The 23,294-nt window shown below is 63.7% G+C and carries 20 protein-coding genes and 2 tRNA genes; 10 read left to right on the top strand and 12 right to left on the bottom strand.

From position 1 onward, the window contains the following. Positions 1 to 12 precede the first annotated feature (12 nt). Entirely contained in the window at positions 13 to 252 is a 240-nt protein-coding gene (locus tag AC1RQP_RS00435; protein WP_492935549.1) for a hypothetical protein, read from the bottom strand. Between the two features lie 179 nt (positions 253 to 431). Here AC1RQP_RS00435 and clpX point away from each other — a divergent pair, with 179 nt between their 5' ends. The 4 genes from clpX (at position 432) to AC1RQP_RS00455 (ending at position 5,045) form a co-directional block, all read left to right on the top strand. Continuing rightward, positions 432 to 1,703, top strand: a complete 1,272-nt coding sequence (gene clpX, locus AC1RQP_RS00440; protein ID WP_008547851.1) for an ATP-dependent Clp protease ATP-binding subunit ClpX — start codon at positions 432 to 434, stop codon at positions 1,701 to 1,703. A gap of 320 nt (positions 1,704 to 2,023) precedes the next feature. Further along, positions 2,024 to 4,447: an endopeptidase La gene (lon, locus tag AC1RQP_RS00445; protein WP_492935550.1), complete on the top strand. Its 2,424-nt coding sequence runs from the start codon at positions 2,024 to 2,026 to the stop codon at positions 4,445 to 4,447. A 69-nt stretch (positions 4,448 to 4,516) separates the two neighbouring features. Then, complete coding sequence (locus AC1RQP_RS00450; protein WP_492935551.1) at positions 4,517 to 4,921, top strand: GFA family protein; 405 nt, start codon at positions 4,517 to 4,519, stop codon at positions 4,919 to 4,921. A 47-nt stretch (positions 4,922 to 4,968) separates the two neighbouring features. Further along, a tRNA-Val gene (locus AC1RQP_RS00455) sits at positions 4,969 to 5,045 on the top strand. Positions 5,046 to 5,087: 42 nt separating this feature from the next. Here the strand turns inward: AC1RQP_RS00455 and AC1RQP_RS00460 are convergent. Then, positions 5,088 to 6,182: an acyltransferase family protein gene (locus tag AC1RQP_RS00460; RefSeq protein WP_492935552.1), complete on the bottom strand. Its 1,095-nt coding sequence runs from the start codon at positions 6,180 to 6,182 to the stop codon at positions 5,088 to 5,090. Positions 6,183 to 6,343: 161 nt separating this feature from the next. Between AC1RQP_RS00460 and AC1RQP_RS00465 the strand changes: the two genes are divergently transcribed. Continuing rightward, the gene (locus AC1RQP_RS00465; RefSeq protein WP_492935553.1) at positions 6,344 to 7,204 is read left to right on the top strand and encodes a class I SAM-dependent methyltransferase; all 861 of its coding nucleotides are present in this window, start codon (positions 6,344 to 6,346) and stop codon (positions 7,202 to 7,204) included. Positions 7,205 to 7,425: 221 nt separating this feature from the next. On the opposite strand, the gene AC1RQP_RS00470 is transcribed toward AC1RQP_RS00465, so the two are convergent. The 6 genes from AC1RQP_RS00470 to AC1RQP_RS00495 form a co-directional block, all read right to left on the bottom strand. After that, a complete protein-coding gene (locus AC1RQP_RS00470; protein ID WP_492935554.1) occupies positions 7,426 to 8,400 on the bottom strand; it encodes a cation diffusion facilitator family transporter in 975 nt (324 codons plus the stop codon). A gap of 2 nt (positions 8,401 to 8,402) precedes the next feature. Then, the gene (locus AC1RQP_RS00475; RefSeq protein WP_492935555.1) at positions 8,403 to 11,621 is read right to left on the bottom strand and encodes an efflux RND transporter permease subunit; all 3,219 of its coding nucleotides are present in this window, start codon (positions 11,619 to 11,621) and stop codon (positions 8,403 to 8,405) included. Then, the gene (ihpB, locus tag AC1RQP_RS00480; RefSeq protein WP_239623863.1) at positions 11,614 to 12,588 is read right to left on the bottom strand and encodes a divalent metal ion exporter adaptor subunit IhpB; all 975 of its coding nucleotides are present in this window, start codon (positions 12,586 to 12,588) and stop codon (positions 11,614 to 11,616) included. The genes AC1RQP_RS00475 and ihpB overlap by 8 nt, the downstream gene beginning before the upstream one ends. After that, complete coding sequence (ihpA, locus tag AC1RQP_RS00485) at positions 12,585 to 13,859, bottom strand: divalent metal ion exporter subunit IhpA (RefSeq protein ID WP_492935556.1); 1,275 nt, start codon at positions 13,857 to 13,859, stop codon at positions 12,585 to 12,587. Before ihpA ends, ihpB begins: the two co-directional genes overlap by 4 nt. 55 nt (positions 13,860 to 13,914) lie before the next feature. Then, complete coding sequence (locus tag AC1RQP_RS00490) at positions 13,915 to 14,277, bottom strand: hypothetical protein (protein WP_492935557.1); 363 nt, start codon at positions 14,275 to 14,277, stop codon at positions 13,915 to 13,917. Between the two features lie 119 nt (positions 14,278 to 14,396). Continuing rightward, positions 14,397 to 14,630: a hypothetical protein gene (locus AC1RQP_RS00495; RefSeq protein WP_492935558.1), complete on the bottom strand. Its 234-nt coding sequence runs from the start codon at positions 14,628 to 14,630 to the stop codon at positions 14,397 to 14,399. 365 nt (positions 14,631 to 14,995) lie between these two features. On the opposite strand from AC1RQP_RS00495, the gene AC1RQP_RS00500 reads away from it, so the two are divergent. Continuing rightward, on the top strand, positions 14,996 to 15,886 hold the full coding sequence (locus AC1RQP_RS00500; protein WP_492935559.1) for a phage holin family protein: 891 nt from the start codon (positions 14,996 to 14,998) through the stop codon (positions 15,884 to 15,886). Between the two features lie 60 nt (positions 15,887 to 15,946). On the opposite strand, the gene pepT is transcribed toward AC1RQP_RS00500, so the two are convergent. Together pepT and AC1RQP_RS00510 are read right to left on the bottom strand one after the other, a co-directional pair. After that, the gene (gene pepT, locus AC1RQP_RS00505) at positions 15,947 to 17,197 is read right to left on the bottom strand and encodes a peptidase T (RefSeq protein WP_492935560.1); all 1,251 of its coding nucleotides are present in this window, start codon (positions 17,195 to 17,197) and stop codon (positions 15,947 to 15,949) included. A 102-nt stretch (positions 17,198 to 17,299) separates the two neighbouring features. Continuing rightward, entirely contained in the window at positions 17,300 to 17,629 is a 330-nt protein-coding gene (locus AC1RQP_RS00510; protein WP_492935561.1) for an HU family DNA-binding protein, read from the bottom strand. A gap of 417 nt (positions 17,630 to 18,046) precedes the next feature. Here AC1RQP_RS00510 and AC1RQP_RS00515 point away from each other — a divergent pair, with 417 nt between their 5' ends. Both AC1RQP_RS00515 and AC1RQP_RS00520 read left to right on the top strand, forming a co-directional pair. Then, the gene (locus AC1RQP_RS00515; RefSeq protein WP_492935562.1) at positions 18,047 to 18,544 is read left to right on the top strand and encodes a hypothetical protein; all 498 of its coding nucleotides are present in this window, start codon (positions 18,047 to 18,049) and stop codon (positions 18,542 to 18,544) included. Positions 18,545 to 18,555: 11 nt separating this feature from the next. Further along, positions 18,556 to 19,413 (top strand): DUF2971 domain-containing protein, encoded by an 858-nt coding sequence (locus AC1RQP_RS00520; protein ID WP_492935563.1) that lies wholly within the window; start codon positions 18,556 to 18,558, stop codon positions 19,411 to 19,413. A 424-nt stretch (positions 19,414 to 19,837) separates the two neighbouring features. Here AC1RQP_RS00520 and AC1RQP_RS00525 read toward each other — a convergent pair. After that, positions 19,838 to 19,914: transfer RNA gene (locus tag AC1RQP_RS00525), tRNA-Asp, on the bottom strand. A gap of 160 nt (positions 19,915 to 20,074) precedes the next feature. After that, complete coding sequence (locus AC1RQP_RS00530) at positions 20,075 to 20,278, bottom strand: hypothetical protein (RefSeq protein WP_239623856.1); 204 nt, start codon at positions 20,276 to 20,278, stop codon at positions 20,075 to 20,077. Here AC1RQP_RS00530 and AC1RQP_RS00535 point away from each other — a divergent pair. Together AC1RQP_RS00535 and AC1RQP_RS00540 are read left to right on the top strand one after the other, a co-directional pair. Then, entirely contained in the window at positions 20,270 to 20,656 is a 387-nt protein-coding gene (locus AC1RQP_RS00535; protein ID WP_492935564.1) for a hypothetical protein, read from the top strand. The two genes, AC1RQP_RS00530 and AC1RQP_RS00535, sit on opposite strands and share 9 nt — an antisense overlap. A gap of 175 nt (positions 20,657 to 20,831) precedes the next feature. Beyond that, positions 20,832 to 23,087, top strand: coding sequence for a TonB-dependent siderophore receptor (locus AC1RQP_RS00540; protein ID WP_492935565.1), 2,256 nt, complete (start codon positions 20,832 to 20,834; stop codon positions 23,085 to 23,087). Positions 23,088 to 23,294: the final 207 nt, after the last annotated feature.

Genomic DNA, 23,294 nt, shown 5'->3' on the forward strand with positions numbered 1-23,294 from the left:
CACGGCGATCCCTCAGATCGCCGTGGACCCGTCGGGGTGCGTCCACGTTAGGTGCGGGTGCGCGCGTCGCAAAATGCGGTTTTGCGCGCTGCGACACGCAGAAAGTTCCGCTTTCGTGCTTTTTTCGTGGCAATCCAGCAACGCCGGGGTGATTTCGATCACTTCGTCCGTGCCAAGACCGGAAATCACGGTATTGTCACGGGTAGCCGGCGGCGTCCGATTAGCGAATTCTTGATAGTCGGGTGACAGCATGGTTGGCTACGACTGATCGGCTATGATCGCGGGAGAATCGAGTGACCGTGATTCGCACGGGATGTAATGCGTAGGGTCTTTTTTGGTACGGAATTTGCTCTACTTAAGCTTCATGCCGGCCATCGTGTCGGAATGGAGCGATCGAGCGGAACGGGATCGAACCGCGGACGGAGACAGGAATGAGTAAGGTCGGCACGAGCGACTCCAAGAACACGCTATATTGCTCGTTCTGCGGCAAGAGCCAGCACGAAGTCCGCAAACTGATCGCGGGTCCCACGGTCTTCATCTGCGACGAGTGCGTCGAGCTCTGCATGGACATCATCCGCGAGGAGAACAAGTCCTCGCTGGTCAAGTCGCGCGACGGGATTCCGACGCCGAAGGAAATCTGCAAGGTGCTGGACGATTACGTGATCGGCCAGAGCCATGCGAAGAAGGTCCTGTCGGTCGCGGTGCACAACCACTACAAGCGCCTCAATCATCAGACCAAGCACAACGACGTCGAGCTCGCGAAGTCGAACATCCTGCTGATCGGTCCGACCGGCTCGGGCAAGACGCTGCTCGCGCAGACGCTCGCCCGTATCCTGGACGTGCCGTTCACGATGGCGGATGCGACGACATTGACCGAAGCCGGCTATGTCGGCGAGGACGTCGAGAATATCATCCTGAAGCTGCTCCAGGCCGCCGACTACAATGTCGAGCGCGCCCAGCGCGGCATCGTCTATATCGACGAAATCGACAAGATCAGCCGCAAGTCCGACAATCCCTCGATCACGCGCGACGTGTCGGGTGAGGGCGTGCAGCAGGCGCTGCTCAAGATCATGGAAGGCACGGTGGCTTCGGTCCCGCCGCAGGGCGGCCGCAAGCATCCGCAGCAGGAGTTCCTGCAAGTGGATACCACCAACATCCTCTTCATCTGCGGCGGCGCTTTCGCCGGCCTCGAGAAGATCATCTCGGCGCGCGGGCGGTCGACTTCGATCGGCTTCGGCGCCCAGGTGCTCGCCCCGGAGGACCGCCGTACCGGCGAGATCTTCCGTCACGTCGAGCCTGAGGACCTCCTGAAGTACGGCCTCATCCCCGAGTTCGTCGGCCGTCTGCCGGTCGTGGCGACGCTCGAGGACCTCGACGAGACCTCGCTGAAGAAGATCCTGACCGAGCCGAAGAACGCGCTGGTGAAACAATACCAGCGGCTGTTCGAGATGGAGAACATCGAGCTGACCTTCGCCGACGAGGCGCTTGGCGCGGTCGCCCGCAAGGCGATCGAGCGCAAGACCGGCGCGCGCGGGTTGCGCTCGATCCTTGAGGCGATCCTGCTCGAGACCATGTTCGACCTGCCGGGCCTGGAAGGTGTGGAAGAAGTCGTGATTTCCCGCGAAGTGGTGGAAGGAACGGCGCGCCCGCTCTACATCTATGCCGATCGATCCGATCGCGCCGTCGAGAACGCCAGCGCCTGATCTGGCGGCGCTGGAGCGCTCCAATCCTCTCCTTGAGAAGGGCTGCGGAACTGTATCTCCGCAGCCGGTGTTGCGTCGCTTGTTTGCGTGCGTAAGCGCCTGATGGCGCGCGTTTTTCAATGGCTTGACACCCCCCGGGTCGATAGCCACCTAATGTCGGCGGCGAGCGAAAATTCTCTTCAAGATTCGCCTCAGTCAATCCGGCGAGCCGGTCCAACTCGTAGAGGACCGATCGGTTCTGCGGATCACCTCGGCACCTTGTGGCGGTTGCGCATCATCAGCGGGCTGCGTGCAAGGGGGCAAAGCAAAAGGAAAAGGCCATGACCAATCCCAAACCCCGGCCAACCATCGTCCATGGCGAAACGCACGCTTATCCCGTGCTGCCGCTGCGCGACATCGTCGTCTTCCCGCACATGATCGTGCCGCTCTTCGTCGGCCGCGAGAAGTCGATCCGCGCGCTCGAAGAGGTGATGAAGAACGATGCGCTGATCATGCTCGCGACGCAGAAGAACGCGTCCGACGATGATCCGGCGCCCGATGCCATCTACGAGACCGGGACGCTTGCCAGCGTGCTCCAGCTCTTGAAGCTTCCGGACGGCACCGTGAAGGTGCTGGTCGAAGGGCTCGAGCGTGCGCGCGTGGCAAAATACACCGACCGCGCCGACTATTACGAGGCAACTGCCGTTGCGCTCGCCGACACCGATGCAAAGTCGGTCGAGGCGGAAGCGCTGGCGCGCTCGGTCGTGTCCGACTTCGAGAGCTATGTGAAGCTCAACAAGAAGATCTCGGCCGAGGTCGTCGGCGTCGTGCAGGCGATCACCGACTTCGCCAAGCTCGCCGACACCGTTGCCTCGCATCTCGCCGTCAAGATCGCCGACCGCCAGGGCATCCTGGAGACGCTGTCCGTCACCACGCGCCTGGAGAAGGTGCTGGGCCTGATGGAGAGCGAGATCTCGGTGCTGCAGGTCGAGAAGCGCATCCGCTCGCGCGTCAAGCGCCAGATGGAGAAGACCCAGCGCGAGTATTATCTCAACGAGCAGATGAAGGCGATCCAGAAGGAACTCGGCGACGACGATGGTCGCGACGATCTCGCCGATCTCGAAGAGAAGATCTCCAAGACCAAGCTCTCCAAGGAAGCGCGCGAGCGGGCGCAGCATGAATTGAAGAAGCTGCGCCAGATGTCGCCGATGTCCGCGGAAGCGACCGTCGTGCGCAACTATCTGGATTGGCTGCTGTCGATTCCGTGGAACAAGAAGTCCAAGGTGAAGAAGGACCTGGAGGCTGCACAGGCCATCCTAGATTCGGATCACTATGGGCTCGAGAAGGTCAAGGAACGCATCGTCGAGTATCTCGCGGTGCAGTCGCGCGCCAACAAGCTGACGGGGCCGATCCTGTGCCTCGTCGGACCTCCCGGCGTCGGCAAGACCTCGCTCGGCAAGTCGATCGCGAAGGCGACGGGGCGCGAATTCGTGCGCGTCTCGCTCGGCGGCGTGCGCGACGAGGCCGAGATCCGCGGTCACCGCCGCACCTATATCGGCTCGATGCCCGGCAAGATCATCCAGTCGATGCGCAAGGCGAAGTCGTCCAATCCGCTGTTCCTGCTGGACGAGATCGACAAGATGGGCGCCGATTTCCGCGGCGATCCGTCCTCGGCCTTGCTCGAGGTCCTCGACCCCGAGCAAAACGCGACGTTCAACGACCACTATCTCGAGGTCGACTACGATCTGTCCAACGTGATGTTCATCACGACCGCGAATACGCTGAATATTCCCGGCCCGCTGATGGACCGCATGGAGATCATCCGGATCGCGGGCTACACCGAGAACGAGAAGGTCGAGATCGCGCGCAAGCACCTGATCCCGAACGCGGTGTCCAAGCACGGCCTGGACTCCAAGGAGTTCTCGATCGACGACGACGCGCTGCTGCTTCTGATCCGCCGCTACACCCGCGAAGCGGGCGTGCGTAATCTGGAGCGTGAGCTCTCGACACTCGCCCGCAAGGCGGTGAAGGAGCTGATGATCTCCAAGAAGAAGTCGGTCAAGGTCACCGAGAAGACTCTGGAAGAGCTGCTCGGCGTGCCGAAGTACCGCTTCGGCGAGATCGAGAGCGAGCCGCAGGTCGGCATCGTCACCGGCCTTGCCTGGACGGATGTCGGCGGCGAGTTGCTGACGATCGAAGGCGTCATGATGCCCGGCAAGGGCAAGATGACGGTCACCGGCAATCTGCGTGACGTGATGAAGGAGTCGATCTCGGCGGCGGCATCCTACGTCCGCTCGCGCGCGATCAACTACGGCGTCGAGCCGCCGCTGTTCGACCGGCGCGACATCCACGTGCACGTGCCGGAGGGCGCGACGCCGAAGGACGGTCCGTCCGCAGGTGTCGCCATGGCCACCGCGATCATCTCGGTCATGACCGGCATCCCGGTCCGCCACGATGTCGCGATGACCGGCGAGATCACGCTGCGCGGCCGCGTGCTGCCGATCGGCGGCCTGAAGGAGAAGCTGCTGGCTGCGGCCCGCGGCGGCATCAAGACGGTGCTGATCCCCGAGGACAACGCCAAGGATCTCACGGAGATTTCCGATGCGATCAAGGGCGGCATGGAGATCATCCCGGTCTCGCGCCTCGACGACGTCATCGCCAAGGCGCTGGTGAGGAAGCCCGTGCCGATCGTCTGGGAAGAGGACACCAAGGTGACGGTGAAGCCGGACGGAGACGAGGCCGCCGGCGGCCTGACCGCTCACTGAGATCAGGCGAAAGATGATAAAACGGCGCCTTCGGGCGCCGTTTTTGTTTTGGGGGAAGGGGAGGAGGCAATGCACATCGACGGGCAATGCCATTGCGGGCAGATCACCTTTGAAGCCGAGATCGACCCCGAGGCCGTCTCGGTCTGCCATTGCCGGGACTGTCAGACGCTGACGGGCTCGCCGTTCCGGGTCACCGCGATCTGCTCCGCGGCCGATGTCCGCCTGACCGCCGGCACGCCAAAAATCTACGGCAAGCGCGGCGACAACGGCCGGATGCGCTTCCAGCACTTCTGCGCCGACTGCGGTTCCCCGCTGTTCACGAGCGGCGAAGGCGACCAGGCTGACGATTGGGGCATCCGCTGGGGCAGTATCCGCCAGCGCGACCAATTGCGGCCGGTTCGGCAGATCTGGTGCCAATCGGCGGCGGTGTGGATCGACGCCGTGCCGCTGCTGCCGGGAAGGCCGGGGGATTGAGGTCGGGCTTGCTCATCAAGGGCGGGTAGGGATAAACAGGCGGCGAGGGGCGGTTAGCTCAGCTGGTTAGAGCATCTCGTTTACACCGAGAGGGTCCGCGGTTCGAATCCGTGACCGCCCACCAGCCTCCGTCAATTCGCTCGCGAAAGTGCGGATAGGATCTATTCTATCCGACCGGCTCCTGACGCGCGATGTTACCGCTCGGCACCGCGGCCGGACAGTCGCCTTCCGGCTTTCCCGGCCGCCATTGTCGAAGCCTGGCGAGCGGGTTGGCCAGCAATGCGGTCAGCGGCTTGATCGTCGGTTTCTCGACAAGTGCATAGACCAGCCAAGCCATCGCAGCGAGGAAGAGCGGCAGCACGAAAGCCCGAATGATCACGGCGGACTTGTAGTCCCGGCCGATATGGGCCCACTGTAGGATCATATTTCCGATGTCCTGATGAAGCAGATAGAGTGGATAGCTGATGACGCCGATGAAGGCCAAGGGAATGGCCAAGAAGCGGAACGATCGAAGCAGGACATGGTCATGGCGCGCGGCGAGATAGACGGCAGCCGTGCCGGACCAAAGCAGCAGGGATCTGTACATTTCGATCGGGACTGATGGCTGTTTGACGTTGAACTTCAAATGATAGAGTTCGACCGAGAACGCCACGACGAGTCCGATGATGCCCTCCTTGCTGTGCCCCCTGACGAGAGCTGCGACGCTCATACCGGCAATGAAGAACGGGAAGAAATCGTTGGAGGTGTAGAAGTCTGTGCTGGTGGTCAGTGTGCGGAAAACGGTTACTACGCAGAGCAGCGCCAGCAGGTGTTGCTTGAGGCCGAGCGCGATCATCATGCAGCAGAACACGTAGAACTGAAATTCGATCTGCAATGACCAATAGGCGCCGTCGGGCAGATGATGATCGACGTGGAGGACATTGATAGTTGGAAGGGAAATCAGGGTATAAGCGTAGTCGAACCAAGTCACCCCACGGCCAGGCTCAACCAGTTCGGGCATGACATTCTTGAAGGTCGTGGTCAGTAGGCCGCAGACGATTAGTGCCGGCAGGAGGCGACCGAGCCTCTTGGCGTAAAAGTGCCACGCCGATTGTGATGTCTCGACGCTGAATGCGATGCAGTAGCCACTGATGATGAAGAACAGCAGGACGCCAAACGTGCCGCGGTTGAATATCTGGTGCGGGCCAAAATGATAAAGCAACACCCAAATGATCGAAATTGCGCGCAGGCAATCGATGCCGACCGACCGTTCCGATTTCACGGGGGGGCTCCTGTTCGGCTAAGTTAATGCAGGGTTGCTCGGCTGTGTCAACTTGGCATGGCTGTCGGACCGATCATGTCCGGCGCGGAATTCGTCCTTGCGGTAGGGAACGACGTGCGGATAAGCGTCTTGAGCCGGCGGCGTCCGGCGCGGAGAGTGTGATGCAACAGCCTAGCGGACACGAGCAAAACGCCGACCAGATCGCCTATTGGAACGGGCCGAGCGGGCAGCGCTGGGCCGACCGCCATGCGGCGCAGGAGAACTTGCTCGGCCCCATTGCCGACGTGCTGATCGACCGCGCCAGGCCGAAGCCGGGCGAGCGTGTGATCGACGTCGGTTGCGGCTCCGGTGCGACGACGGTGGCGTTCGCGAAGGCGGTGGCGCCGAATGGATTTGCGCTCGGCCTCGACGTGTCCGAGCCGATGCTGTCGCAGGCGCGCGCATTTGCGCCAAAGGGCCTGCCGCTCGATTTCGTGCTGGCGGATGCGACCGTCTATCCGTTCGAGCCGGCGAGTTTCGATCTATTGGCCTCGCGCTTCGGCGTGATGTTCTTCGCCGACCCCACCGCGTCCTTCACCAACCTGCGCCGCGCGCTGAAGCCATCCGGGCGGCTCGCCTTCGCCTGCTGGCGCGAGCCGAAGGAAAATCCCTGGATGATGGCGCCGCTGATGGCGGTCTACAAGCATGTGCCGAAAATGCCGCCGGTCGGGCCGGAAGAGCCGGGCCCGTTCGCCTTCGCCTCGGAGGAGCGCGTGATGCGCATCCTGAAAGGCGCAGGCTTCGTGGACGTGGCGATGGAGCCGCACAATCTCGCAATGGACATCGCGATCGGCGGCGGCCTCGATGCTGCGGTCGACGGTTCGCTGCAGATCGGCCCAGCCAGCCGCGCGCTGCAGGGCCATCCGCCCGAGACCTACGAGGCCGCCAAGGCTTCGATCCGCGAAACGCTCGCGCCGTTCCTCAAGGGACAGACCGTCGAGTTGCAAGGCGCGATCTGGATCGTGACGGCGAAGGCGGCGTAAGTTCACGACTAAGGGGCATTGTGGCACACGTCGTTGCCACACCCTCGGTGTCGTCCCCGCGAACGCGGGGAACCATAACCACAGGGAGAACTTTGGCGCGAAGCTGGTAACTCCGAGTCTTCGCCAAATCATTCCCTGTGGTTGGGTTCCGGATCAGCGCGGGCTTTAGGCGCGCTTGTCCGGGACGACAGCGGAGATTAAGGCGTGCCGTTGTGTGCTCCTCACACCACATCATCCGGCGCCAGCGCGCAGCCATTGTCGGGACGCGTCTCGACCTGGAGGGTGGTGTGGCCGATGCGAAAGGATGTCTTCAAGAGCTGCGCCGTCTGCATCAGGAATGCGTCGTCCGTGCCTGTGGGCAGCACGAGGTGGCAGGTCAGCGCCGTCTCGGTGGTGGAGATCGGCCAGACATGGAGATCGTGGATCCCTGAGACGCCCGGACGCGCCAGAAGGAAAGCTCTGATCGCGGCGAGGTCGGTGCCCTTGGGCGCGGCCGCCATCGACATGTCGATGGAGCCCCGCAGCAGGCTGGTGGTGCTCCAGAGGATGGTGGCGCAGATGACGAGGCTGGTGATGGGATCGAGCCAGAGCCAGCCCGTCCAGATGATCAGCGCCGCCGAGACCACGACGCCGAGCGAGACGGCGGCGTCGGCCGCCATGTGCAGGTAGGCGCCTTCGATGTTGATGTCGTCCTTGCGTCCGCTCGCGAACAGCATGGCGGTCAACCCGTTGATGAGGATGCCGATGCCGGCGACCACCATCACCGTAACGCCTGCGACCGGCTCCGGCTGCTGCAGGCGCAGGATCGCCTCCCAGCCGATCGCGCCGGTCGCGACCAGCAGGAACACCGCGTTCGCAAGGGCCGCGAGGATGGTGGAGGCGCGCAGGCCGTAGGTGAAGCGGCCGCTCGGGGCGCGGCGCGCTGCGATCGAGGCGCCCCAGGCCACCACGAGGCCGAGCACGTCGGAAAGATTATGACCGGCGTCCGCGAGCAGGGCGGTGGAGTTGCCGATATAGCCGTAGACCGCCTCGGCCACGACCAGCGCGGTGTTGAGCGAAATGCCGATCGCGAACGCCTTGCCGAAAGTGGCGGGCGCATGGACATGCGCATGGCCAAGACCATGGCCAAGTCCATGATCATGGGCGTGGCCGGCATGGTCATGGTGGTGATGGCCGTGATGGTCGTGGCTTCCCACCTCTAGCGCTCCCCGGAAGCTGCCATGTCGGGCCCCATTGTAGGCGCTTCCCGCGCTACGTCACGCCGGAACAGGACATAGAGCGCCGGCAGCACCAAGAGCGTCAGCATGGTGGAGGAGATGATGCCGCCGATCACCACGGTCGCGAGCGGCCGCTGCACCTCGGCGCCGGCACCGGTGGCGAGCGCCATCGGCACGAAGCCGAGGGAGGCGACGAGGGCCGTCATCAGTACAGGCCGCAGCCGCGTCAGTGCGCCTTCGCGAACGGCCTCAACAACGGACCGTCCCTCGCTGCGCAGACGCTCGATGAAGGCGATGATCACGAGTCCGTTGAGCACGGCCACGCCCGACAGCGCGATGAAGCCGACGCCGGCGCTGATGGACAAGGGAATGTCGCGCAGCAGCAGCGCCGCGACGCCGCCGGTCAGCGCCAGCGGCACGCCCGAAAACACCAGCGCCGCATCCGCCGCCGATCCCATGCCCATGAACAGCAGCAGAAACACCAGCAGCAACGCCACCGGCACGACGATGGTGAGCCGCTTGGTCGCGGAGACCAGCTGCTCGAACTGTCCGCCCCAGCCGATGAAGTAGCCCGGCGGCAGCTTGACCTTCTCGGCCACGGCCGCCTCGGCCTCGGCCACGAAGGAGCCGAGGTCGCGCGCGCGGACGTTGGCGGTGACGACGATCCGCCGTTTGCCGTTTTCGCGGCTGATCTGGTTGGGTCCGGGCGTCGCATCGACGGTTGCGACCGACGACAGCGGCACATAACGCATCTGGGTGAGGGAAGAGGCGGATAATGCTGTTCGGAGCGGCGTGTTGGCCGTGGCCTCCTCACCGGGCGGCAGTGGGATCGGGATCGCCCGGATCGCCTCGAGATTGCCGCGCAGATGCTCAGGCAGGCGCACGACGATATCGAAGCGGCGGTCGCCCTCGAACAGCTTGCCGGCCGACTTGCCGCCGACGGCGATCTCAACGATGCCCTGCACCTCGGCGACGCTGAGGCCGTAGCGGGCGAGCGCCTGGCGGTCGAGCCGCACGGTGAGGATCGGCAGGCCCGCGACCTGCTCGATCTTGACGTCGCTGGCGCCGCGGATGCCCCGGATCGCGGCCTCCACCTGTTTTGCGGCGCCTTGCAGGATGTCGAGGTCATCACCGAAGACCTTGATGCCGACATCGCTGCGCACGCCGGAAATCAGCTCGTTGACACGGAACTGGATCGGCTGGGAGATTTCATAGGCGCTACCCGGAATCTCGTCAGCAGCATGATCGATGGCCTCGATCACCTCGGCTTTCGGCTTGTCCGGGTCGGGCCATTCGGCGCGCGGTTTGAGCATGATGTAGCCGTCGGTTTGCGCCGGCGACATCGGGTCGGTCGCGATCTCCGCGGTGCCGATGCGGGTGAAGAACTCCTTCACTTCGGGGATCTGCTTGATGCGGTTCTCCAAGGCCTTCTGCAGGTCCAGCGACTGGGTGAGGCTGGTGCCGGGAATCCGGATCGACGCCAGCGCGACGTCGCCTTCGTCCAGGCTCGGAATGAACTCGCCACCCATGCGTGCGGCGGCGATGCCGCTCGCAACCACGATGACCACGGCCATGATGGCGACCGCGGCCCGGTTGTCGATGGCAAAGCGGAGCAGGGGGAGATAAGCGCGCTTGGCGACCCGCATGAACAGGTTTTCATGTTCGGACACCTTGCCGGTGACGAAGATGGCAACGGCCGCCGGCACGAAGGTGATGGAGAACAGCACGGCGGCGCCGAGCGCCATGAGCACGGTCAGCGCCATCGGCGTGAACATCTTGCCTTCGACGCCGGTCAGCGTCAGCACGGGCAGGTAGACCACGGCGATGATCAGTGTTCCGAACAGGCTAGGCTTGATGACATCGCTCGACCCGCGCTGGATCGCCTGCAGCCGCTCCGGGAGCGTGAGCAGGCGACCCTTCTCGCGCTGGGCCTCGGCCAGCATGCGCAGGCAATTCTCGACGATGATGACGGCGCCGTCGACGATGATGCCGAAGTCGATCGCACCCAGGCTCATCAGGTTCGCGCTGACCTTGGTCTCGACCATGCCGGTGATCGTCATCGCCATGGACAGAGGGATGACGCAGGCGACCACGAGGGCAGCGCGAATGTTTCCGAGGATCAGGAACAGCACGGCGACGACCAGCGCCGCGCCTTCCAGGAGGTTGTTCTGCACCGTGCGGATGGTGGCTTCGACCAGATCGGTGCGATCGTAGACGGTTCGCGTCACGACGCCTTCGGGCAGCGATTTGGCGATGTCCTCGATGCGGGCCGCGACGCGCCGCGCCACGGTCCGGCTGTTCTCGCCGATCAGCAGCATCGCGGTGCCGAGCACGGCTTCCTCGCCGTCTCGCGTCGCCGCGCCCGTGCGCAGATCGCGGCCTTCGATGACGGTCGCGACATCCCTGATCCTGACGGGATTGCCGCCGCGCGAGCCGATCACGATGTCCTGGATTTCGGCGATGTTGCCGACCTGCCCCGGCGAGCGCACCAGATATTGCTCGCCATTGCGCTCGATATAGCCGGCACCGACATTGGCGTTGTTGGCGGCCAGCGCCGTCATGACGTCGCGAAAGCCGAGCCGGTAGGCCATCAGCTTGCCGGGGTCCGGCAGCACATGGAATTGCCGCTCGAAGCCGCCGATGGTGTTGACCTCGACCACGCCCGGCACGTTGCGGAGCTGCGGCCGGATGATCCAGTCCTGCACGGTGCGCAAATCGGTCAGCGAATAGTCGTGGCCGCCTTGTGTCTTGGCGCCCGCCCTGGCCTCGACGGTGTACATGAAGATTTCGCCGAGCCCGGTCGAGACCGGCCCCATCGCGACCTCGACGCCCGCCGGGAGCTGGTCCTTCACCTGCTGGATGCGTTCGCCCACGAGCTGGCGGGCGAAATAGATGTCGGTGCCGTCCTTGAAGACGATCGTCACCTGGCTGAGGCCGTAGCGCGACAGCGAGCGGGTGTAGTCGAGCTTCGGCAGCCCGCTCATGGCGGTCTCGACCGGGAAGGTGATGCGCTGCTCGGTCTCGAGCGGCGAATAGCCGGGCGCGCGGGTGTTGATCTGGACCTGGACGTTGGTGATGTCGGGCACGGCGTCGATCGGCAGGCGCTGGAAATTCCAGGCCCCGAAAGCGACGGCGCCGAGCGCGAGCAGGAGGACCAGCCAGCGCTGGTGCAGCGAGGCGGCGATGAGACGCTCAATCATGCTCGGCCTCGCCCTTGCCCATCTCCGCCTTCACGACGAAGCTGTTCTCCGCGACATAGTGCTCGCCGGCCGCGAGCCCAGCCTTGATCTCGACGAACCTCGGATCGGAATCCCCGAGCTCGACCGGGCGCGCCTCGATCTTGTCGCCGTCCTCGCGCACGAACACGATGGTCCTGTTCTCCAGCGTCTGGATCGCGCTACGGCGCACGGCGACCGCGACGTTGCGCGCGGCGAGGATCAGCCGCGCCGTGACGAACAGACCGGGACGCAGACGTCCGTCCGGATTTGCCAGCACCACGCGCGCCAGCGCGGTCTGGGTCTCGCTACTGCCGATCGGAGCCATGTAGGAGATCGTGCCCTTGATCTCGCCGCGGCCGTCGTCGGGATCGATCAGCACCTCGTCGTTGATGCGGACGCGCCTCAAGTCCTGCCGGTAGATCGACAGATCGACCCAGATGGTGGAGAGGTCGGCGACGACGAAGGCCGGCTTCTGCTCGGAGGCGTATTCACCGAGCGAGATCTGCCGCTCGATGATGGTGCCGGCGAACGGCGCCTTGAGCTCATAGACGGTGAGACTCTGGTTGCTCTCGATCGCGGCAAGCAGATCGTCCTTGGCGACCTTGTCGCCGATGCGCTTCAGGATGGATTTGACGACGCCCGGAAAGCGCGGCGTCACCTGCACCACGGCTTCCTGGTTGGCGCGCAGGATGCCGTTGAAGGCGAGCGTGTCGGTCAGCGTGGCGCCAGCGGCTTCGGCCAGCGTGACGCCCGCGGCCGCGAGCTTGACGTCGGAGATGCGGATGCGGTCGGCGCCGTGCTCGTCCTGCTCGACATGGTCGTTCGGCTTCTTTTCGGCATGCTCGGCATGCTCGGTGTGTGCGAGCTTGTCCGGGGCGAGCAGGGAATAGCCGTAAGCGCCGAGCGCGGCGGCAACGATGGCAACGACGATGGTAGAGGACGTCCTCATCGTGCGCTCTCCCGCGCCAGCGTGAAGGGATTGCCGACGAGGCCCTCGATGATCGCAACGCCGGCATGGAAATTCTGCAGCGCCTCCTGCTCGCGCAGCCGCGCCTGGGTGACGCTGGCCTGGGCATCGAGCACCTCGAGCAGGGTGAAGCGGCCCTGGCCGTAGCCCTGCGAGATCGCCTCGGACGCCTCGACGGCCTTGGGGATCGCGGTCTCACGCAGCACGGCGAGCTCGCGCAGCGAGCCCTGGACCGAGTCATAGGCGCGGCCGGCAATCACGATCAGCGTGTTGCGGTTGGCCTCGCGCTCGGCCCTGGTCTTGGCGAGGCTTTCCTGCGCCGAGAGGATGTTGCCCTGGTTCTGGTCGAACACGGGGATCGGCACGGAGACGGTCAGGCGCGCCGCATCGTCGCCCGTTTCGTTGAAGTGGCGCCAGCCGGCGGCGATCCGCACGTCGGGATAGGGTTTGAGCCGCGCCAGCAGCAGCTCGGCATTGCGCTGCGCGTAAACGGCGGTCCAGCGCACCAGTTGCGGATTGGCATCGATGGCGGCAACCACCGCCTGAAACGAGGGCGGGCGTCCGGTGGTGTCGAGCCTGCCGGACACTTCGCCGAATTTCGCGGCTGGATCGCCCATCAGCACCGCAAGCTCGCGCCGGGCGCTGGCCAGCGTCGCCTTGAGGCGCTCGCGGTCGGCTTTCACCAGGGCGGAGGCGACCTCGGCGCGGCCGGTCTCGGCGGGCGAGGAGGCGCCGGCCTCGACGCGGCGGCGCAGCAGCGGCGTCAGGCGGTCGATGGCGGCAATCTGCTCGTCGAGGATCTGAATGCGCCGCTGTGCGCCGAGCACGCTGAGGAAGGCGATCGCGGTCTCCGACAGCAGCTCCAGCCTGACGGCCTTGCGCTGGATCGCGGCCACTTCGACGCCGGCGACGCCTGCGGCAATCCGCGCATCGCGCTTGCCGAACAGCTCGAAGGCCTGGCTGATCTGCAGCGTGGTCTCGGCCGATCGCGTCCCGCGATATTTGCCGGAGCCGAAGGAATCGTCCTGCTCGTAGGACAGTTCCGGGTTGAAGAGGGCGCCTGCCTGGATGCGCTGGCCCGTGGCGATGCCGACGTCGCGCTCGGCCGCCGTCAGCCGCGGGCTTGCGGCCAGCGCGCGCGACAACGCGCTCCGCATCGTCAAAGTCTGGGCGTGAGACGGCGCAATCGCGAGTCCGGCAATCAGACACGCCGCCGCGCACGCCAGGCGCGCGGCCATTCCTCTGAAAAACATCAAGCCGACCTGTGAAGGATGAACCTAATGGGCGCGGGACGCCCGACCAATCCGTTCAGGCAATATGTTTGGGAGGCGGCGAGTCGGTGTCCAGGACAATTCCGGCGAGCCGGGGTGCACGTTGCGGGCTCGGTGCGGAAACAAGCGCGACCGATGCTGTCGACGGCGCCGGCTGTGTCACCGTGAGCGAGAAGCAGCCATGACAGTGATGGCTGCCGATGACCTTGTGGTCGCTGTGGCCTGCGGGGCCATCAAGGGCCGCCACGATCTCCGAGCCGCCGCCGGGCGTGGTGACGTCGATGTCATGCGAGCCGTGCAGCGCGCTCGCGAGCAGATAGACGGCCGCGATCAGCACGGACAGCAGCCCGCGCCAGGTGCGCGGGCGGCAGGATCCTGAGGGCTGGCGGTTTGCGAGCACGACGTCTCTCTGGTTGCGGTCTGTGCCCGGCCTAGCATGGGCGCGGGAACAGAGTCGACCCGCAACATTGTTACGTCGCTGGAACAATTGCCGCAGCGGCGCATACGTCGCCGGCGCATCTATTGGCGAGTCACGATGCGCCGATGCGGGGCCATGGCTTCGGCGGCCGTCGTGGGGGCCGCCTCCGGAACGTCGTCCGCCGCCATGGTGATGACGGCGTGACAGCTCGCTTCCATCGCCCGTTCCAACCATTCGATGGCTTCGTCGATCCATTGATCGTGGTGCTCGGGATCTGCGATGGCCTTCTCCCGGAATGCACTCGCCTGATGCAGGCACGCGGTTCTGCGATCCACGCGGTGCTCCTGATCTGGAGGGTCCGCCCCGATCGCATCTTTGATGATCCCGGCTTCTTCGTCGTTAACATAGGACAGGCGCGGGCAAGCTGGTTGCAACGCGAAAAGGCCCCAGCCCGAACGAACGGGCTGAGGCCTTGTGTGCTCACAATCTCTATCCTTGGGACTTGAGCCGATAACCCTCAATTCCGCAGTTCGTTCCCGCCGCTCCGTCCAATTAGGAACGTTCCTCATACCTCGCGATTAGCGACCGGAATAAATAAACTGAGGAGGACCAACAATGGACGGACTGATTTACTTGATCGGCTTGATCGTGGTCATCATGGCGATCCTGTCGTTCTTCGGCCTGCGCTGAGAGCGCTACGATGACGGTCGAAACTCTCATGCGCGAAGAGATCTTGGAAGGCGGCCTGGAGGACGAGGCTCCCCGAACCATCCAGTGGAGCTCGGTGTTCGCAGGTGCGCTTGCGGCGGGCGCGATGTCGTTCATCCTGCTGAGCTTTGGTGTTGCGATCGGCCTTGGTGTCAGTTCGGCCTCGCCGACCTGGCGCGATGCCTCGGCTGCGCTGGCCCTGCTCTCCGGGCTGTATCTGATCATCCAGGCGGTCATCAGCTTCGGCTTCGGCGGCTACATCGCCGGACGGACGACGCGGCCGGCACCCGCGCTGGCGACGATCGAGGACGACGGCGAGCGGCGGGACGGGCTGCATGGGCTGACGTCCTGGGCGCTCGCCGTGCTGCTCGGAGCCGCTTTGCTTGCGCTGCTCGGCGCATCGGCGGTTGACCGTTCGCCGTTGCGCAGCTCGGCCGGCGGTACGTCCGCGGCCGAGCCCCTGCTGAGCTATGAGCTCGACAAGCTGTTCCGCGCGCCGCGGCGTCCGCCGAACACGGACCTTCGCGAACCGCGCGCCGAAGCAGGACGCATCCTGATGACGTCGTCCAGCCACAGCGGCGTCACCACCGACGACAGGGCCCATCTCGTGCAGCAGGTGGCCGCGCTCACGGGTCTTGCGGCGCCCGATTCCGAAAAACGGGTCGATGCGCTGATCGCGGAGTCCAAGACGGCCATCAACCGGGCGCGGCGCAACTCGATCATCGTCGCGTTCTCGGTCGCAGCCGCGACCCTGATCGGAGCGGTGGTGGCCTGGGCGGCGGCCGCCGCCGGTGGGCGGCATCGTGACGGCGCACCGCTGCCGAACTGGATGGCGAGTTCAAATCGCTTCCACCGCACTCCGCGCGCGATTCCGGTGCCGTAATCTCAAAGCAAATGGCCGGGCGTGAGCCCGGCCATTTCGATATTGCGACGGTGAGGGGCCCTAGGCCCGTTCCTCCCAGATCATGGCGAGGTGGACGATGGTCTGCACCGCCTTTTCCATGTCCTGCCGGCTGACCCATTCGAGCCGCGAATGAAACGCGTGCTCGCCGGCGAAGATGTTGGGGCAGGGCAGGCCCATGAAGGACAGGCGGGAGCCGTCGGTGCCGCCGCGGATGGCGGTGCGCATCGGGCGCAGGCCGGCGCGGCGGATCGCCTCGATGGCATATTCGAGGACATGCGGGTGACGATCGATCACCTGCTTCATGTTGCGGTACTGCTCCTTGATCTCGAATTTGTAGGTCGAGCGCGGATAGTCCTTCATCACGTCCTTGACGATGCCCTCGAGCAGGACCTCCTTCTCCTTCAGTCCTTCCTCGGTGAAGTCGCGGACGATGAAGGAGAGCGTCGCCTGTTCCAGCGCGCCCTCGATGCCGATCGGATGCAGAAAGCCCTGCTTGCCCGAGGTCGTCTCCGGCGAGCAGCCTTCCTTCGGCAGCCGCTCGACGATGGCGGCGGCGATCTTGATCGCATGCTCCATCTTGCCCTTGGCGTAGCCGGGATGGGCACTGACGCCGTGGATGGTGATGGTGGCGCCGTCGGCCGAGAAGGTCTCGTCCTCGACGCAGCCGGCGCTCTCGCCGTCCATGGTGTAAGCGAAATCGGCGCCCAGCTTCTTCAGGTCGACGTTGTCGACGCCGCGGCCGATCTCCTCGTCCGGCGTGAACAGGATCTTGATGGTGCCGTGCTTCACATCGGGGTTGTTGAGGAAGAAATGCGCGGCATCCATGATCTCGGCGACGCCGGCCTTGTTGTCGGCACCCAACAGCGTCGTGCCGTCGGTGGTGATGATGTCGTTGCCGATCTGGTTCTTCAGCGCCGGATGCTCATTGAAGCGGATCACCTGGCTGGTGTCGCCGGGCAGCACGATGTCGCCGCCGCGATAGTTCTTTACGAGCTGCGGCTTGACGTCCTTGCCGGTGACGTCGGGCGAGGTGTCCATGTGCGAGCAGAAGCAGATCACCGGCACCTTCTTGTCGGTGTTGGCCGGGATCGTGCCGTAGACATAGCCGTATTCGTCGAGATGAGCGTCCTCGACGCCGATGGCCTTCAGCTCCGCGGCGAGCACGCGGCCGAGATCCTTCTGCTTCTCGGTCGAGGGCGAGCGGGGGGATTCCGGATCGGACTGGGTGTCGATGGTGACGTAGCGCAGGAAGCGCTCGGTCACGGTGTGCGAAAAGGTGAGAGAGGACATTTCTGGTCGAACCGCCGAACTTGAGGGAAGCAGGCGGTATATCAGAAAAGCCGGCCGCGATGCGGCCGAACGAGCTCCGATAGGCCTAATGAATCGTAAGTGCTAGATCGCCTCTTTCAGTTCCTTCACCGGGCGGAACGCGACCTTCCGGCTGGCCTTGATGTGGATCGCTTCGCCGGTGGCGGGGTTGCGGCCGGTACGGGCGGCGCGCTTGCGGACCTGGAGAATGCCAAGGCCCACGATACGGACACGGTCGCCCTTCTTGAGGTGCTTGGTGATCAGGTCGACCATATCGGACAGGACGGCTTCGGCGTGCTTTTTCGAGAGATCCTGGCGCTCCGCGATATCGGCGGCGAGGTGCTTGAGCGTGATGGTCGCGGGAGCGGCAGCCTTCTTAGCCGAATCCTTCTTAGCCGAATCCTTCTTAGCCATGACTGGCCTCCTCGATCCACAGGAAGCCCCGGAAAAGCCGGAAACGCGTGGGGATCCCTCTAAGTCTCGGAAGGCGTAGACGATTCGGGCGTGGGCTGACTATGCCGAGAGTTCCCGCCGGACGCCGGCAAATGCGACAGGCGTGGAGAAGTTCAGGCTAAGGCTATGAAGGGATTGCCAAAATGGCGCGAGAGACGGGGCTCGAACCCGCGACCTCCGGCGTGACAGGCCGGCTGATCGCCTGATTAGTTCAACTGCAGTTCCAACTTTTCCGCCGCCAAATGGGAGGCTGCCAAAGCTGGAACGCTTAAGAGGGCAATGCTGAGTACCCGCACGCAAGGTTCTCGCCCCATGGTTGCGAGCCTGATCCCACATCCATAACTGGTGGAGATCACTGCACAGGCACGAGGGGCGAATATGCAAGTTGATTTTCCCGGGATCGTCACCAAATTTGATCAGGTCCCGCTTGGTGGATTTTTCCAGTTCGATCTATCGAGTGGCGGCACCTACGCCCTTTGCGTTGGCATTGCCGAAAGTACGAGGGCTGCCCTTTCTCTCCCAGGGCCAGCATCGAGAGATCGACGGTTTGGCTGGATCCAAGTAGGAGGCCTGCGCCATCAGACGGTCATCTATTTGCCGGACGTCGTTTTACGACCCGTCCTCACGAGCGTTGCTGAGGCCGGCTCAACGCCAGGGTCCGTTCTGATCTGCGCCGGCTCAAAGCAATTCATTCGCGGGTATGAGGACAGCGGCATGCACCAGCGGACGTTCGATCTCGCGACAGGAGTGGTCGCCGAGGTTGCGCGACTGGAGATCGCTTATTTCAATCGATGGAGAGTTGGCCGGGTGGTCGAAGGGCAATTCGAGGAAATCTACTCGTTCCCGCCGCCGGCTCCCTCTGCGCTCACCGCCTAGGTCCAAGCTAAGTGTTTCCCGGACAGGTGCTCGAACAATTCAACGGGTATCACCTCGATTCAACGGATCATTACGTCTATCGCTATCGGACGGCTGAGCGAGCGTTGATGGAGATCGAAAGAAAGACCCTGCGTCTTTCGCCGTTCCCCGAGCTGAACGATCCCAAGGAATTCGGAAGTTGGCAGTTTGGTTTTGCTGCCAGCGGCAGCTTCGGCGACATAGACTTTGAAGACCTCGAACACCAAGCGACTGCCCACGCCAAGAACTTTGCCAAGGTGCTATGTGTAACCCTGGATGATCCTGCTGCACTCAATCGAGGAGACATAAACGCCGTCTGGAGTCGAGGTTTTTCGCGCCCGCGCATGTGGCAGCAATATGCCGACAATTACCGCGGCGCTTGCATGGTCTTTGATCGCGAGTTGCTTGATAAAGCTGTTCGCGCGTCAGCTCCGAAGGGCTCTAAGCTGATCGTCAATCGCGTTCGCTACGCCAATACCCCGAGGATTTTCAGAAACCACCCTGTCTTAAACCCGTTCATGTTGAATTACGATCGGATCAAGAGTGTCGGCATGATGCAGGCGATGACCGAGCACGCGGAGATTCACTCGCAGGCGCTGTTTTTCGATAAGGCTTTGGATTGGCAGTCGGAGAAAGAATATCGCTGGCTGATTTGGGATACCGAGCACCCCGCCATCGTTTTCGACTACGGCGATGCCCTGAAGGCCGTTGTTGTCGGAGAGACCTTCGAGAGACTGGACGATCTGCACAGCCTCTGTGGCCCCCTTGAAGTCCCTGTCTGGCAGATGCGCTGGAAGAACGGGTCGCCGGAGCCAGTTCCCACGATCCCTAGGCGTTGGGTCGCGCCTTAGCTCACGCTGCGCGGTGAGACGCCCTTTTAGACTAGCTCTTGCGAGAATGCTGGGTGACCAGGCGAAGAGATCGCAGCGGCTTGCCAATTTCGTCTGCCAACGACGAGCGATTGGGATGATTTCTTGGCTGGCCGGGAGGCCGAATTCGGGCCCTGGAGCGTCGGGCGCTCGGCCACGATTTCCGTCGCTCGGGTACCGTCGAGGTGATCACGGGCAAGGTCGTGCAGGCCGCCATCGTCAGCATCCATGGACAAGACCGTTAATGCCTCAAATGGCTGTTCGCGATCTACATTCGGGTCAATGTGACAACGATTCGGACGCTAGCTGAATATGCCGCGGGTTCCCGGTGGACGACGGCAATAGCCCGCATAGCCGCGAAAGATGACTAAGAAGCTCAGCTAAGGCTATGAAGGGATTGCCAAAATGGCGCGAGAGACGGGGCTCGAACCCGCGACCTCCGGCGTGACAGGCCGGCGCTCTAACCAACTGAGCTACTCCCGCGTGGTTCGCTCGATGCGCGCGGAACGAGGGGGAATTAAAGGCGGGGCTGGGTGAAGTCAAGGACGTTGCGCTTCGCCGGTGCATCTCGGCTAAGCATTGCCCCGGAAAACGAAAAAGGCCGCCCGAAAGGCGGCCTTGGGTCAGCCCGGAAGAGGACGTATCAGCGAATCTCCGAGCTCGCCGCACTCGTCACCGCCACCGGCTTGCCGGCCTTGATCACAGGCGTCGACTGGGCCGTCTGGCCGTAATCGGCATTGGTGCGGGCTGCGATCCCGAAGCCGGCCACCATGATGCCGGCCACCAGCGCCACCACCACGATCTTCAGGTGGGTCGCACGATCAGCAGAGTGAATTGAGTGGTTCATCTGAGCCTCCCGACGGGCTTTGCCGCCGTCTATGGCTCTTGTCTTAAGGACCGTCTGTTTCCGGATGGTTTCGCGGGTTCCGCAAAATGGTTTCATCTCTCCGCCTGGCTGGTTTCGTCCGAGCACAGCCAGCGGTCGGCCTCGGCCCGGACGAACGGCGTGGCGGCGCCGAGGCGGCCGGTCGGGACAGGAACGGATCAGCCGCCCGTTCGCAAATCCGTTGGCGTGCAAACCGATCGTGAAATCTGGAAATCCGAATATGATCGCGAGAAACTGCGATCGCGGCGGCTTCAGCGCAGCGGGTATCATGCAGTGCTGGTCGATCAGCTCACGGCGATCGTCGCCGGGATGTTCGAGAGCGAGAAGAATGCGCGCTGATCTCGCTGCAACAACTGGAAATGTTGGAGCGTTTCTAAGAGCTCTTCTAAGAAGCTTTCAATTAGGGAAATCGCGCACCCTCACATAAGCGTCATCGCAAGCGCATGCCGTCCGGGACAGGCGGCATGATGCATCACACATGCAGCTTTGGGGTGGCGCGTTGAACAGTCTTGGAATGCTGCGGTCGGCCGTGTTGGCGACGGCATCCGCTTGGGTCTTGATGCCGCAGGCATCGCTCGCACAATCTTCCTCGCAGAGTGGCGCACAGAACCTGCCGGCGGTGACCGTCACCGCGCCGGAAGCGCGCCGCCGCGCAGCCACAACTCCTCAGCGCCGTCTGCCGCGGGCGTCGGAACAGGTCGCCACTCGAAACAGACCGCAGCAGCCGCAGCGCAATGTCGGCTTCGTCGAGACGCCGCGCGGCCCGGTGAACGGCTACGTCGCCGGCCGCAGCTCGTCCGGCACCAAGACCAACACGCCGATCATGGAGACGCCGCAGTCCGTGTCGGTGATCAGCGCCGAGCAGATCCGCGACCAGAAGCCGATGAAGCTCGACGAAACCCTGCGCTACACCGCCGGCGTGCGGGCAGGGACATTCGGTGCGGACACCCGCAACGACTGGTGGCTGATCCGCGGCTTCAAGTCCGACGACATCGGGCTGTTCCTCGACGGCCTGCAGCTGTTCTACACGTCCTATGCGAGCTGGCGGCTGCCGCCGTCCAACATGGAGCGCGTCGAGGTGCTGCGCGGTCCGTCCGCCGTGCTCTATGGCGGATCGAGCCCGAGCGGCATCGTCAACGTCATCAGCAAGATGCCGCCGGCCGAGCCGATCCGTTACATCGAGACCGGCGTCAACAATTTCGGCAACGCCTATGTCGGCTTCGATGTCGGTGGTCCCGTGGCAACGCAGCCCCAGGACGGAAAGCTGTTCTACCGCGTCGTCGGCGAGGTCAGGAACGGCGGGACGCAGGTCGACTTCACGCCTGACAACAACTACTTCATCGCACCGTCATTCACCTGGAAGCCCGATGCCGATACGACCCTCACGGTTCTTGCGTCGGCGTCGAAGACGGACACCCGCGGCATCAACTTCCTGCCTTACCAGGGCACGGTGACCAACGCGCCGTTCGGCAAGATTCCGACCAGCTTCTTCGTCGGCGATCCCAGCGTGGACAAGTTCACGCGCGAGCAGGCGATGCTCGGTTACCAGTTCGAGCGCAATCTCACCGACGATCTCACGTTCCGGCAGAATGCCAGATTTGCGCATATCGACCTGACCTATCGCGGTTACATCGGCAACGGTTGGGACAACGTCAACACGGCGACGATGGGCCGCTATAACTGGTATGCGAAGAACACCGCGAACCAGGCCAATCTCGACAACCAGCTGGAGTATCGCTTCAACACCGGTCCCGTCAGGCACACGATGCTGTTTGGCGTCGATCTCAAGGGCTATCAGATCGACGACTACCAGAGCTTCAATTTCGGCACCGTCCCTTCGATCAATGTCTTCAACCCCGTCTACGGCCTCGACATTCCGCTCACGGGCGCCCCGTTCCGCAACTTCCAGATCACGCAGAAGCAGGCAGGCACTTATCTTCAGGATCAGATGAAGCTTGGCAATTTCACGCTGGTGCTGAGCGGTCGCAATGACTGGGTCGAGACGACGCAGGTCGCCCGCGATAGCGGCGCGACGCTCGCCAGCCGCGACGACAGCAGGTTCAGCGGGCGGGCCGGGCTGATCTACAATTTCGACAACGGCATCGCGCCCTATGTCTCCTATGCAACCAGCTACAATCCGGTCATTGGCCTCAACGCGCAAAATCAGCTGTTCCTGCCGGAAACCGGGCGACAGGTCGAGGTCGGCGTGAAGGTCGCGCCGAAGGGATTTGACGGCTACTTTATCGTCTCGGTGTTCGATCTGAAGCGCCAGAATGTGCCCACCACCGATCCGGTGATCACCACGCTGCAGAACCAGACGGGCGAGGTGACCTCGCGCGGCATCGAGCTCGAAGCGGTGGCCAACGCCACGAAGGAGCTGAAGCTGATCGGTGCCTTCACGGCCTACGATCTCTTTACCAGCAAGGATCTCAATCCGGCGCTCGTCGGCAAGACGCCGACCAACACGCCTGAACTCCTGGTGTCGGGCTGGGCCGACTACACCTTCAGGGACGGGCCGCTCGCGGGGTTCGGCTTCGGCGGTGGCGTGCGCTACATCGGCTCGTCCTGGGCGGACGCAGCCAATACGCTCGAGGTTCCCGCAGTCGTGCTCGGCGATCTCGCGCTCCATTATGAATGGCAGAACTGGCGCACGGCGCTGAACGTGATCAACCTGACCGACAAGATCTATGTCGCGAGCTGTGCGTCGACCACGTCCTGCTTCTACGGCGATCGCCGGCGCATCACCGCCAGCGTCTCCTACAAGTGGTGAGGTCAGGCGAGGGCAGGACGTTGCGGCGGCAGGCTCCGAGAATTGGACCAGCTGATCGCGATCGTCCTTCTGCTCCGCCCAGCCGTCCGAACGCGGATCCTCCGTCAGGAGATCGATGAGCCTGCAGGCCATGCCCCCCAGCCCGAAGCTCATCTGGGCGCGGCGCGAGCGACCGACCAGGTCGCCGCCGCCGCGCTCGCGGCCGGT

It is taken from the genome of Bradyrhizobium sp. GW821-FHT13H06, from assembly GCF_058803975.1.

Coding starts and splice junctions, on each gene's coding strand:
- AC1RQP_RS00435 (WP_492935549.1), bottom strand. CDS start 252: ATGCTGTCACCCGACTATCAAGAATTCGCTAATCGGACGCCGCCGGCT.
- clpX (WP_008547851.1), top strand. CDS start 432: ATGAGTAAGGTCGGCACGAGCGACTCCAAGAACACGCTATATTGCTCG.
- lon (WP_492935550.1), top strand. CDS start 2,024: ATGACCAATCCCAAACCCCGGCCAACCATCGTCCATGGCGAAACGCAC.
- AC1RQP_RS00450 (WP_492935551.1), top strand. CDS start 4,517: ATGCACATCGACGGGCAATGCCATTGCGGGCAGATCACCTTTGAAGCC.
- AC1RQP_RS00465 (WP_492935553.1), top strand. CDS start 6,344: ATGCAACAGCCTAGCGGACACGAGCAAAACGCCGACCAGATCGCCTAT.
- AC1RQP_RS00475 (WP_492935555.1), bottom strand. CDS start 11,621: ATGATTGAGCGTCTCATCGCCGCCTCGCTGCACCAGCGCTGGCTGGTC.
- ihpB (WP_239623863.1), bottom strand. CDS start 12,588: ATGAGGACGTCCTCTACCATCGTCGTTGCCATCGTTGCCGCCGCGCTC.
- ihpA (WP_492935556.1), bottom strand. CDS start 13,859: ATGTTTTTCAGAGGAATGGCCGCGCGCCTGGCGTGCGCGGCGGCGTGT.
- AC1RQP_RS00500 (WP_492935559.1), top strand. CDS start 14,996: ATGACGGTCGAAACTCTCATGCGCGAAGAGATCTTGGAAGGCGGCCTG.
- pepT (WP_492935560.1), bottom strand. CDS start 17,197: ATGTCCTCTCTCACCTTTTCGCACACCGTGACCGAGCGCTTCCTGCGC.
- AC1RQP_RS00510 (WP_492935561.1), bottom strand. CDS start 17,629: ATGGCTAAGAAGGATTCGGCTAAGAAGGATTCGGCTAAGAAGGCTGCC.
- AC1RQP_RS00515 (WP_492935562.1), top strand. CDS start 18,047: ATGCAAGTTGATTTTCCCGGGATCGTCACCAAATTTGATCAGGTCCCG.
- AC1RQP_RS00530 (WP_239623856.1), bottom strand. CDS start 20,278: ATGAACCACTCAATTCACTCTGCTGATCGTGCGACCCACCTGAAGATC.
- AC1RQP_RS00540 (WP_492935565.1), top strand. CDS start 20,832: ATGCTGCGGTCGGCCGTGTTGGCGACGGCATCCGCTTGGGTCTTGATG.